Genomic DNA, 13271 nt, shown 5'->3' with positions numbered 1-13271 from the left:
TGAAATCTTTATAATGAGGTTAGGCAAAACAGTTCGTATATAGATTTAGCAAAAGTGAGCCAATATAGCTGATTTTAGCGTATGTTAAAATTATTATATTAAAAAGTTCGTATGTATCATTTGGTAGACCATCCCATCCCAAGAAAACTTCTTCTCATGGCTTTTAGTTTTGAGTGCTGAAAATGGTTATTTTGCTTGAGATCTTAATAATATATTTTACTAAATTAATATTGATTTATTTGCAGAAGAATAATGAAGACAAGCTCATGACGGAACAAAATTCAAAATAAATAAAATGTCGTGTATTGAGCCTATTAAGGGTCTTTTGCCTAAAACCACTTTAGGTTGGAAAATTTTTCTAAAATAGTGATTGACAGGTTACAAAGGTGTAGTATGATGTTGAAATTAGTATAGAGTTTATAAGTTATTATAGCTCTATATCTTATATGGTTTTGTTTGTGAGGTAAGAATTATGGACTTTGATGAGCTAAGTAAGGCGGTTTTCTCTACTATTAAAGATGATGATCCTTATAAGGAATCTAAACGACTTCAATTGACAAACTGGTGCGGTGCATTTTTGCCTTTGTTTGGTACCTGGGGTGAAGCAAAGCTTCCATTCTTTTTAGATGTGTTATCAAGTGAAGAATGTTGGGAAAAAACCGATACAATACATGGTATCAAACTCAATAGAAGAGTAGTTGCTAAAAAGATGATAGAACCCCAGAGTTGGAAAGGTACAAGCAATCCACTGAAGGACTTTTATCTTTACCAAATCGCATGTTGGTGTTGCTTAGAAGAGGATATAATCTCTCTATTTGAACATTTTAAACAGGAAGATAAAATAAAAGAAGGAGATTCAGATGCACTAAAAAAATTAGTTAAATCAGTAAGTGGAAGTTGGTGTACAGATGCAATGATGCAATTTTGGTCACATTTCATTAGTGGATATATTTCCGAGTTAGATCTAAAAGGTCAGCATCCTTATGTCTTTGGTTTACACCGTGCAGCAATAAGTTCGAGGAGAAGACGTGTAGAAGCAGTAGAATTCTTTTGGGATAAAGTTAATTCATTACCTGAAAGTGAGTTAAGTACTCAGGAAAAAGATGAAGTTTTCATGAGAATTGCAGTGCATGCGGCACATGATAATGGCTATCCTGATGTGTTTGAATTTTGTTTAAGCCAAATAAATCCTGATAAATATTCGGAGCTTTTGAAAAGAGATTTAGAGAAAAATGGTTATTATGGTTCTTTAGGTAGAATGAAAGACATGCTTAGTTTTGATAAATTTCAGGAACTATTTGATTGTTTAAAATCAAGTGAAGTTTCAGAAGATGATTACTCTCTTTGGTTAAAATTCATGATAAAAGACTGTCCAGAGGATTATTTAGGTTCTGGTGTGGAAGTTTTTATGCATATGTGGAAAAAAGAAGGATTTGATAATCATCGTACTTTCACATTGGACGAGGAAATGATGGAAGATTCTTCTTTTCAAGGAAAATTTTCGGTGCATTTGGTTGAAAAAGGTTTTATGAAGCCAGTGTGGGCAATGTTAGATAAGGCTAATTCTAGGCAAATAAAAGAGTTTATGGACTCTAAAAAAGATCATATAAGTTCTATATTATTAGGGAAGGGAGATAGTAACTCATTAAATAAGTTTTTAGGCTATGGTAAGTTTGTTGATAAAGGAATTGATCAAGAGATTAGACCTGGCCCAAGTGGTGAACTAACTGAAGTGGAAGTTAGAAGAACACATAGCCAGTCTAGGTAAATAAAAAAAGTTATATATTAACAGGGAGTTTTATGCCAAACGAAGAAAGACCACAGGATTTTGAGTTAATAGAGTTATTGATTAAAGAAGCAAGGTCTGTTAAAGGCGATGGTCATGTCAATCCTTCAACTCAACCAAGCAGTGAATTTAAATCTTTCAAAGCAAGGTTTCAATCATATGTTGATCAGGTGCCTTCGTATTTACATTCAGTAGGTAAAGAAGGATTTTTTCCTCAATTCTTTTTGGGGAGCTTTTCTACTTTCATAGACACAGAAGTTGCAAAGGAATTAAGGATTAAAAAAATATATTTTCGCTTTGATGGTCCGAAAACTTTGAAGGTTGCTGTTGTAAGAGATGCGGGTAATGACAAGGAGTATAAAGATAAAGGTTATGGTGCTTATGAAGAGAATGTAAGTCTTTTTATGATTTCAGATTCTGATAGCATAAATAAAAAGTTTACCTATGGCGATCTAGAAAATATACTTAATCAATCGGGCTTAACGTCACAGGGTGAGCATATAAGGAATGTTAAAAATAAACTTCAAGTTCGATCAGTAAAGGTTGGTAAAAGTAATGAAGGAATGTTTATTGAGGTAGAAGATAATAAGTTATATGAAGATATTTCTACGTCACGTGAGTTTTTAGAAGTAAAGAAGGGATTATGGAATAATCCAGAAGGTGATATAGAAAAGCTGACTAACCCTAATGCAGAAGAAGTGAAAAAACCTGTTGAAAATATTCTTAAAAAAGTCGGTAAAATTCACTCTGAATATGAGAATTCACTTACCTATGCTCAAGGAACAAGAGAGGCAGCACATCATGGGTTTTTAGCAGGAGCTCTAGTGAATTTCCGCTATAGATATAACCTTAGAGTTTACTTAGAGCAATTTGCAGGAAGAGGTTATGCTGATATTGTTCTAGTGCCTCGTGGTAAGGATAGATCATTAAATGCTGTTCCAATTATTATTGAATTGAAAGCAGGAACAAGTAGTGGTACTACACCAAACAATGCTTTGGAGCAAGCAAAGGATTATGCAAAAGGGTTTCAGCCAAATACGATGCGTGTTTTAACCATTTCAGATAATCTGCTTTGTGTAGGGTTAAACTTGGATTCAACTGAAAGTGAAAAGTTTTTAATGCATATATCACCTCGCGAAGACAGAAAAATTGCTCCACCTACAATGCAAGCACTCTTGAAGGAAGCTTCAGACTGGAATGGAAGACAAGATACGATTCCTGATGTTAAAGATAAAATAAAGCAGCCACTAGAACGTATTTATCACACATTTCCTGGTACGCCGGAGAAAGGAGGTAATTACTTTAGTAGATTTCTATTAGGGCAACTTCTTCTTGCTAATGAGTTCGAGAGAATTCATTTAGAGAAATACGTATTTTTATATAATGAGTACCCACTTGCCGCTTCTACAAGATCGGGTCCACAATCAACTGAAAGGCCTGTGACAACATTTATGCTGACTAAAGGAAATCAAGGACAGGATAAAGAGGTGTTTATTTTTCACATTAAAGAGGGAGGAAAAGGAGAGTTTAGTGAGAAGAAAATACCAATTAATCTACCAAAAGTTGGTAAAATAACAGAGGTATGTATAAGTTTACAAGAGGAAAGAAAATCAGATTTTTTTGATGTAGAGAAGGTTAATAGATATAATTCCTTAAATGAGTATAAAGGGGGAAAGGAATCTTTTAATGGAGAATGGAAAAACATTCCTTATCCTGCCGAGTTCAAGGAAACATTTGATAAGGTATTAGAGTCTCAGCTTGTTTCTTCACAAGATCGATCTCAATCAATAGGCAAATATGAAGAGTTATTTAAAAAAATAGGTGAGGCAATGCTGCCTTTTAAAAACTTAGTAGAAAAGGAAGCACATACTCAAGCTGTATTTCATGGAGCATTCAGCCACTATAGTGATATAAAGTTAGGAGAGTTACAAGAAAATAGAGCATTAGTATTAACAGAATTTCAAACTGGAAGGGGAAAACGTATTGATATGCTAATTCATGGTATTAAGTTTGTAGGTCATGATAGCAATGCTAAAGAATACGATCCAGTAGGGTTAGAACTTAAAGGACCAAGGAAAGACACAACAGCTGATGCGTTAAGGGATGAAGCAAATAAACAAATAACCGATGAATACAAGAGAGGTGTAACTTATAAGACGCTGACAGATGGAAAGAAAGTGGCTTTTATGGGTGTTGTGTTTGATAAAGGTGCAAATAGTGCAGATTCTCTTATCTTAATGAGCAAAGATGAGTTTGCTTCTGTTGAGGTAGTTCACAGTTCTGTCTTTAGTATTGGTCAGCAGCAATGTTCTAAAGGAAGAAGAACACGTAGTATAGGTATATCCTGCATAGACTCACTTGATAAAGAAAAGATTACAGAGGAGGAAAAAGAACAGCGTATCAAAGAGTTGTTCAGTACTGACAAGGTGGTGGAAAAAGTAAAGAATATTGAGTTTTATGATCAGCTTTTCAAGGTTTCTCAGAAGATATCTAAAGGTGAAATTATAGACAAAAATGTTGAAGAAGCATTTGTAGTAAAGATTAAAGACATAGATCTGGATTCAATAGACTCAGAGATTAGGGATATTGTGAAAGAAATGAGGGAAAATATAGAGAACAAAGAAGAAGTGAAAAATATTCTGAGAAGATCAGGAGTAGCAGAAAAAATAGGAAAAGTAGCAGAAGGTGCAGGTCTTGCCTTTACAGCATTCTTAGTTGGTAAGCATATAGCAAATGGGGACATAGAGGGGTTAGGCTACGATGCATTAAATCTCTGGGTGATGCCAAAGATTGGTGAAAAAATCTCTGGAAAAATGTTAGAATTAGGAACAAAGCTTGATTCTCAGATGCTAAAGGGATTTGCTCCAGTTATGGGACGTGCTATAGGTAATTTTGCGGCATTTTTAGGGCTAGCAGAGTCGATAAAGGCTCGTCAGAGTGCAACAGATCCTGTAGATATAAAGATTGCTGACCTAAACATCGCAACTAATTCCATCTTTATAGCTGCAGATGTACCTGCGGTTGTTACTGAAACAATGTCAGTAGCAGGTTTAGAAGCTGGAGTAGTAGGAGAATTTGCTGGTCCGGTTGGCGCTGCTGTTTCAGTTGCTGTTATTATCATATCACAATTTGTAGAAGCAGAGCTTGAGGTAGAAAAATTAGAAGAGCACATAAATCTTACAGACCAGGAAAAGCATGATTTTTATTGGGATTTTTTTCTTGGCAAAAAGGTACCAGATTATATAGAAAATGATATGGAAGCAGAAAGTATATATAAACAATATGTATTAAAGCTTATAAGCCAATATAAAGATAATTATGATAAAATAGTTATGTCATTGCCTTATATATTGGTTACAAAGGAAAAGCGTGGTGATGCGGAGATACAACTCTTTAGAGCTTACTGTCATACTAACACAAAAATAGTTGATACTAAGTTTGATTTTGGATTCAATACAAATGTTGCATATCCGTTTCATATCAGTGATATTAATTCCAGAGTGATTCCTACAAACATTGAAAGTTATAGTGTCGTTTGTGGACCACGTGATAGTGATGTTAAAGTACAAGTTGATAACCCTCCCTGTACTGACTGTGTTGTAAATGGAATTGGTTCAGGATGTGATAATTTATATGATCATAGCAATGTATTACTGAATAGAACATTTGAAAAGTGGTTTTTACAAGAGTACCCTAGCGACTGTTATAATTCGGTTATATATAGAAATACAAATTCCCGTGGGTATGGGAGCATGTATCATATACCATCTCAAAATGCTAATATTAATGTTGTTTTTCAAGAAAAGGATATTTTAAATGGTGATCGATATAGAAGAGATAAGGTAGAGAATAGGTACTATTTTGAAAAGTCGCTAGATAGCTGTAAGGTGCATAATCCTGGTAGCAATTTTTTTTATATAACAGGAAAGTTCTCTTGTGATTTAGGAGCAGATGGACAAAAGAACATAGTCATAACACAAGGTAATCTTACCACAGATTCAATAAACATACATTCTATTATTGGTAGCAATCAAGCTAATCACATAAAAGTTTCTTATGCAGATTATGTAGACGGTAAAGGTGGAAATGATGTAATAACGGTAAAGAATTTTACCACAATAAAGGGTTATTTTGGTGATTCTATTTATGGAAAAGGTTTAGTATTATTGCCGATAAACTTTAATGATGTAGGTAACATAACCCACGTTAATAACATAACAAACATCTATAATAAAAGTGGAGCCTTTATAAGTGTAGATAAACAAACGTCGGTAAAAACAGCAGATGGTTTATTTGTAACACCAACGAAAATAGATGATAAGACTAGCATAGTAACAAACTTGCATGTGACAAAAAGCTTGAGAGGTGATATTGTGTTAGATGATGAATTAGATAATTTAAGAAAAATAGAAAATTCAAACTTTAATATTACAAAGCAATTATCAAGTGCTAATTATCATAGTACTATAGGTAGTTCCAGTAATCATATTTTTTATCCTGATAAAGAACATCATAATTTTTACTGGGAAGCTCCAAGTAATATAAGTCATCTTTATCTTTTCGATAACAGGAACGCTAATATTACGATTGCTCAAGCAAATGGTATATTAGATTTTAGCCAATTAAATAGTACATTAAATGATATGCCATTTATAGAAAACGATAAAGGGGAAATAAAGATTAATAAAAATGGCCTAAATGTAACCTTGCTACCAGATTATAAAGATGTCACAGTTACATTTGATGGGGAAAAATATTACAAACTTCAGAATGGAGAATTAGAGCGAGATTATTGCTCTCATAGTTTGAGAATAGATGGAAGATTTAGTGTTAATGGTACTGATCTTTTAAATCATCATAATTGTTTCACATTTGACTCAGACAAAGTACTTTTTTTGAAGCTAAATAATGATTTGCTATTGTTATCAGATAGAGGAGCATTATCAATATCGGATTACTATTCTTCTGTTCATAAAAACTGGGATTTATCCATAGAGTTGAGCGACAAAATTATGGAACCAGAAGAATTTGGAGAAAGAGCTGATGAATTTAGTTCTTTCAGGTATTACCAACCAGATGAGCAAGGGTTAGAGATTTATCATAATCAGCCTATTAATAAGAATGATATTGGTTTGGTTGATTTGAAAGGTAAGTCTATATTAGATTTCGATATGAAAGTTATGAATGATACCTTATTGCTATCACATAAAAATAACACTCTTGTAAAAGTAGAGAATTGGAATACTTACCAACCAGCAAGAGAAATGATGCTTGCTTTTAATGATGCAATAGTTTCTAACTCAAAGTGTATAGCTTCTATTTGTAACTCAGAAGATGTTATAGTGGAATTTAATAAGGAAAAAGCAATTCTATCGACAGAGCAACTGTTTGATGCTGTGAGACGAAATAATCTTAGTGAAGTTGAGAATCTTCTCAGTATGGGTGCAGATGTTAGTATTAGAGATAAACGTAGTTGGGCGCCTTTGCACTGTGCTGCTGACAATGATAATAAGCTTGATATATCTAGGGCAATTTTAAATCGAAATGCTAATATTGAGGCTAGAACTAACATTGGGGAAACACCTTTACATATAGCAAATGCTTATGGTCAATTGAAAATAATTGAGCTTCTTGTAGATAAAGGGGCTAGCCTTGAAGCTAAAACTAATGATGGTTTAACACCTTTGCATGTGGCTATTCAGCACAATAATACTACACCTAAAATAATTGAATTTCTTATAGATAAAGGTGTTAACATTGAAGCTAAAATCAAAGATGACCAGACACCTTTACATCATGCAGTTTTCAAAGACAGGCTTGATATAGTTAGAGTACTTTCAAGTAGAGGGGCTAATATTGAAGCTAAAAATAAAGATGGAAAAACACCTTTAGACTTGGCTATTCAAGGGAATTATACAGACATAGTAGGATTTTTAAAACACACAGAATTAGACAGAAAATTACTGGCTGCAGCACAAGATGGTGATTTTAATAAAGTAAAAGATCTTGTAAATCTGGGTGCTGATGTTAATATTAAAGATAAAGATGGTAAAACCCCTCTACATTATGCTTCACGTTCTATTCATCATTTAGGTATGGTGAAGTATCTTATAAGTAAAGGTGCTGATATTGATGTTAAAGATAACAGTGGTAGAACTCCTGAGGATGAGGAACGTTATACTAATTCTGGTACAATGAGGCAAGTTTTTATGCAAGCACACTTAGATAAAGAATTGTTACTTACTGTAAAAAATGAAAAGGATCTAAAGACAATTAATGATCTTATCGCTAAAGATATTGACGACAGAACGCATGGCGAGTTTTATTATACCTGGAGTGGTAACTTAGGCACAGTAGAGTTTTTTGTTAGTAAAGATGTGAGTGTTAATGCGACTGATAAATATGGCTGCACATTACTACACTGGGCTGCATTGAAAGGTCATTCAGATATTGCTAAGTTTTTAGTTGATAGGGGAGCTAATGTAAATGCTAAAGATATACTTGGCAGGACTCCTATGCACTTTGCTGTTATGAATAATCACGTAAATATTACAGAGTTTCTTCTGAAACAGGGAGTAAGAGTTGATGAAACTGATAAAAATGGTTCAACCTCTCTACACTATGCTGCTGAGTTTGGTCAATTAGATAGTGCTAGATTTCTTATTGGTAAGGGAGCCAATATTAATACTGCAGACAATTCTGGTAAAAAACCTATTCATATTGCTAGTGAGAACAATAATAAAAATATTATAGAGCTTTTCCTAAGCAAAGGAGTAAGTGTTGATAATGCTGATAAAGATGGTTGGACATCACTACACTATGCTGCACGGAGAGGATGTTTAGGAGCTACTGAGTTTCTCATTGAGAAAGGAGCTGATATTAAAGCGAAAGACAAAAATGGTCAAGTACCTATGTGCGTAGCTGCTCAATATAATAAGCCGGATATAATTGACTTTCTACTAGATAGAGGTGCTAATATTGAAGCAAGTAACTTTAATGATGGTTCAATACTGAAGTTAGCCTATTGTATAAAGGAAGTTATGGAGAAGATAAATAATAAAGAACAAATATCTCACTTTGAAGAATTAAAAAGCAAGTTACCAGAATCAATAAAAAATGCAGTGTTTTCGTCAAAAGTATGTATTATAAATGTTAATTTTGATGAATACTTATACGCCGCTAGTGGTAGTTCTGCTTTAAGTTATGAAAACCAGAGGAGAGGAGTATATAACTGGGTTCCATCAAGTAAAAATAATCCTCCGGGCTCATGCGGTAATGATAGGCAAGGTATGTGGAAGATTCAACCATATGGAGATTATGTTTGTATCACGAATGTTAATTTTGATGAATACTTATACGCTGCTAGTGGTAATTCTGCTTTAAGTTATGAAAACCAGAGGAGAGCAATATATAACTGGGTTCCATCAAGTAAAAATAATCCTCCAGGTTCATGTGGTAATGATAGACAGGGTATGTGGAAGATTCAACCATATGGAGATTATGTTTGTATCACGAATGTTAATTTTGATGAATACTTATACGCCGCTAGTGGTAGTTCTGCTTTAAGTTATGAAAACCAGAGGAGAGGAGTATATAACTGGGTTCCATCAAGCAAAAATAATCCTCCAGGCTCATGCGGTAATGATAGGGAAGGTATGTGGAAGATTGAGGATTGCAGTTCTGTTCACAAGAAACGTGATATACAAGAATTAGATGGTAAAGCAGGTTCTCATTCCCTCGAAGCTATAAGGGCTAGGAACAAGTCAAATGATTCTCAGATCCTAGTGTTACCAGAAAGGTTAGGTGATTACTTGCTAGATAGCTCTAATCGAACTATGTTTGGGGAGTTTGTGAGCCAAGTAGCGAATATTAAAGGTAATGAGGAAAAACCTGTACAACGCAGACGCCGTCATCACCATGGAGATCATAATTCTCATCACTTGTCACGCAAACCTCTTGCTACGGATTTAAGTAATCAACCAGAGATAGCAACAAGCAGTGGCGCAAAACCATCTTCGTGGATAAATGGTTTACTTGGTTGTTTAAAAAGCTCTGTGGATGGGTTAGTATCAAGTGTGACAAACAAATTTGCTGTCAAAGAATCGGAAGACTCTAAATCAGGAGATACCGATGCATGCTCTGCAGGGTTAGAAAAGATGTATAATGCTACCATACCACAGTCTAGAAAATCACTAGGTGCACCGAAAGGAAATATTACCAATAGGAATTGGTCTTCCAATCGGGAAAAAGTAAGATCAAATGTTACAGTTGTGCCAGAAATAAACAACGCTGTGGTAGATAGTGCACTAATATTAGGTGACTTAGCTGTTCGTCTTGTTAATGGGAGGAGACATAAACAACCGATTTATGAAAATCTTTTATCACCAAGAGAGCAATCGATGAGGTCTATAGATGAGGATATGATTATAAGAGCTATACAGCAAGGTAAGGAAAAGTTTGGAGTTCCTGGCACTAACATGGATGAAGTAAGAATTATAGGCGATAAGACTGAAATCGGAAAATAAATGGAGGGCTAGATGTTTCGTTATGGTAGTAATCTATCTAATTCTATGTGCAATCTTTATAGCTATTTTAGACAGTTCACTAATATTGAAGTGAATAATTATGTTTTTTCTTTGAGTTGTGAAATTTCAGAATGAGAGAGACCGGTAATTTGAGCGATAACATCTATAGGGACACCGGCCTTGAGTGAATTTTTTGCAACTTCAATTTTACCTTCAATTTTACCTTTTTCATGGCCGATTTGGATGCCTTCTAGTCTACCTTCTAGTCTACCTTCTAGTCTACCTTCTTGTCTACCTTTTTGTCTACCTTTTTGAGTAGCATCATCGAGTTTTTGTTCCAAGATAGCAGCTTCTTTTTGTAAATCCATTACCCTTTCTTCATAAGCTACAAGATCTTTCTCATTCCAATGAAACTTATCTAACTCATCATATGCTAACTTTATTATCGGTGACTTTTCTGCTATTTTCCTTAAATCTTCATCAGTTGTCTCTTCTGCGTATTTGAAGAAAAAGCACCATCTCTCAACAGTAGTTTCCAACTGCTCTACTTTACTTTTTGTAAATTTAGGTAGTTCAATGAAGACAAATTGAAAATCTTTTAAATAATGTCCGTTAGTCTTTATATCGCGTATATTATGAGTGGAAATATAATAAACATCTGAGGGAAAAAGAGTACTATTGGAAATAGCAATAAAGAAAACAGTTTTAAAATCAATGTAATTGCCAGACTGTCTCGAGTAGGCTTTGGCAGCATAAAGTTGGGCACGTTTCTCAAAGCCTTTATCACGAGCAAGCTGCATTTCCGCAATATACCTATTTCCGAGAGAATCCTTACAGAGGACATCAACAATGCTTTGTTTATCAGAAGCAATCTCAGGATTCATAATGGTGCTGAGAAACTCAACATCCTGAATAGCATTAACTCCAGTAAAGCCTAAGATATCATTCAAAAAATGGATAAGGATATTCTTGTTTTTTTCAGTACCGAAGATTTTCTTAAATGTTAAATCTAATTTTGGATCGAGAAACTTCGAAAGAGCCATGAGAAAGTAAGATAAAAAGCATTAATAATTATACACAATTGTGAAGAAATATTCAACTAAAATTCAAACATAGAAAGAAGCATCCCTTTTGTATATCTTTATTTGGTAGTATTAACCTGTATAATATTTATGGCAAATATCTCTATAAGGTATCAGATAGCAGAAAAAGTGAAAAGCTGGAGGTTAAAAAGAAAATATACTCAAAAAGAATTAGCAAAAAAAATCGGTACAACATATCAGGTAATACTGCAATATGAAAAAGGAACACGCAGAATTTCAATTAAGAAGTTATATGAATTAGCAGAAGCATTATCAACAACTGCTAGAGATCTAGCTTGCGGACAAGAAGTATCAAATGAGGGAAGGTATGAGGGAGAAGAGGTATTAAATCTAGTAAGAAGACATAGAGAGATTAAGGATCAAGAATTACGTGAAACGTTTTATTTATTAACTAAATTCATCCGTATTAGTGAGGAAAAAAGTGGAAAAGCGGTAAAAATAGAAGTAGCAAAGGGTTTGGTTAAGGAAGGAGTTTCTATCTCTCAAACGACCAGTTTATCTATTGATGAATATGATAATGATGAGAAAAAAATTTCTATTCCGTATAAAGTAGGTCAAAGAATAAAAGAATGGAGATTGATACGAGGATACACTCAAGAAGATTTAGCAAGCAAAGTGGGCGTAATAAATCAAAGAATATATGAATATGAACAAGGACGAGCTGCTGTTTCACTTGAAATGTTAGATGAAATAGCAAAGATGCTATTAATTAATATTACAGATCTGCTTCCAGAAACAAGAGAAAATGAGAATAGTGAAGTGGAACTATCAAGGTTAATAGAAGAATACAAAAAGATTAAAAGCCAAGAATTACGTCATGTACTAATAAAATCTCTGTTTGAAAGCATACAAGTTTGCAAAGAGAAAGTGAAGAGAGTAGAAAAGATGAAAATTGCAAAGAACTTAGTTAAAAAAGGAATTTCTACCGATATTATTTTGCAAATAACAGGCCTCTCTTTAGGCGAAATTCAACAATAAAAAATCATCATATATTAATATCTTCACTTTTTGATAAAAAAATAAGTAAAAAAGATTTAAAAATTGATTTGACTTCACTCGGAAGCTATGGCTTTATGCCAATGCTGATAAAAAAACAGCAGTAAATATTTAAAAAAAGTTTGTTGTTAGTGAAGGGTAAATTATATGAATAAAAGTAAAGAAGAAATCGAATTCAGAATATTAGAAAGCAAAGGCAAAGCACTACTTGATCGTGAAATAATGGAAACGTTTCTAAGTGCGGTACATGAAAGGCCACAAGCTCAGGAAATTGCTAAAAATCTGGTGAATACTTATACAGGAGTAGGAAGGATTTTAGGTCGAGAAATGGATGACCTGAAAGTTGTAGAAGGAGTAACTGATTCTGCAGTAGCAATGATTATGTGTGTTAAGGAAACACTAGAAAGGGTACTGAGAGAAAAGCTCAAAAGTGAGCCAATAATGGACTTACAAAGGCTAGTAGAGTACTTAAACGTAAGTATAGGCCACTCAGAAAGGGAATGTGTAAAAATACTGTACTTGAATAAAAGGCGTCAACTAATTGGAGAAGAATCCTATATCGGTGAAATGGAAAAAGCACCGGTATACATAAAGGAGATTATAAAAAAAGCATTAATAAAAAATGCAACATTAATAATAATGTCACACAACCACCCAGGTGGGAGTTTAGAACCATCAGAAGAAGATCAAGCAGTAACGAAGAGCTTAGCAGCAGCGTGTAGTACTGTAAGCGTTAGATTATTTGATCATATTATTATCACAAGTGGGGGCTATTTTAGCTTTAGAGAAAACGGATTGTTATAGCAGAAAGAATTTAGCATCTAAACTGATTAGGAGAAAGTATTTGCAAATCTACTCACT

5 protein-coding genes are annotated in these 13271 nt (G+C 33.9%); 4 read left to right on the top strand and 1 reads right to left on the bottom strand.

Features of this window, described 5'->3' with window-relative positions; all coding sequences use genetic code 11:
* Positions 1 to 472 precede the first annotated feature (472 nt).
* Both HGO49_RS01340 and HGO49_RS01335 read left to right on the top strand, forming a co-directional pair.
* Complete coding sequence (locus HGO49_RS01340) at positions 473 to 1768, top strand: hypothetical protein (RefSeq protein WP_172758421.1); 1296 nt, start codon at positions 473 to 475, stop codon at positions 1766 to 1768.
* A 32-nt stretch (positions 1769 to 1800) separates the two neighbouring features.
* Positions 1801 to 10311 carry an ankyrin repeat domain-containing protein gene (locus tag HGO49_RS01335; RefSeq protein WP_172758422.1) on the top strand — a complete coding sequence of 2837 codons (8511 nt, stop codon included), beginning with the start codon at positions 1801 to 1803 and terminating at the stop codon, positions 10309 to 10311.
* 98 nt (positions 10312 to 10409) lie between these two features.
* On the opposite strand, the gene HGO49_RS01330 is transcribed toward HGO49_RS01335, so the two are convergent.
* Positions 10410 to 11354, bottom strand: a complete 945-nt coding sequence (locus tag HGO49_RS01330) for an Rpn family recombination-promoting nuclease/putative transposase (RefSeq protein WP_172758423.1) — start codon at positions 11352 to 11354, stop codon at positions 10410 to 10412.
* A 129-nt stretch (positions 11355 to 11483) separates the two neighbouring features.
* On the opposite strand from HGO49_RS01330, the gene wmk reads away from it, so the two are divergent.
* On the top strand, positions 11484 to 12392 hold the full coding sequence (gene wmk / locus HGO49_RS01325; RefSeq protein ID WP_172758424.1) for a WO male-killing family protein Wmk: 909 nt from the start codon (positions 11484 to 11486) through the stop codon (positions 12390 to 12392).
* Positions 12393 to 12557: 165 nt separating this feature from the next.
* A complete protein-coding gene (locus tag HGO49_RS01320; RefSeq protein ID WP_172758425.1) occupies positions 12558 to 13214 on the top strand; it encodes a JAB domain-containing protein in 657 nt (218 codons plus the stop codon).
* The last annotated feature ends 57 nt before the right edge of the window (positions 13215 to 13271 follow it).

This window comes from Wolbachia endosymbiont of Diaphorina citri (assembly GCF_013096535.2).
Lineage (GTDB): Bacteria > Pseudomonadota > Alphaproteobacteria > Rickettsiales > Anaplasmataceae > Wolbachia.
Note: the sequence above shows the minus strand (reverse complement) of the source record. Positions and strands in the feature narration are given on the sequence as shown.

Coding starts and splice junctions, on each gene's coding strand:
- HGO49_RS01340 (WP_172758421.1), top strand. CDS start 473: ATGGACTTTGATGAGCTAAGTAAGGCGGTTTTCTCTACTATTAAAGAT.
- HGO49_RS01335 (WP_172758422.1), top strand. CDS start 1,801: ATGCCAAACGAAGAAAGACCACAGGATTTTGAGTTAATAGAGTTATTG.
- HGO49_RS01330 (WP_172758423.1), bottom strand. CDS start 11,354: ATGGCTCTTTCGAAGTTTCTCGATCCAAAATTAGATTTAACATTTAAG.
- wmk (WP_172758424.1), top strand. CDS start 11,484: ATGGCAAATATCTCTATAAGGTATCAGATAGCAGAAAAAGTGAAAAGC.
- HGO49_RS01320 (WP_172758425.1), top strand. CDS start 12,558: ATGAATAAAAGTAAAGAAGAAATCGAATTCAGAATATTAGAAAGCAAA.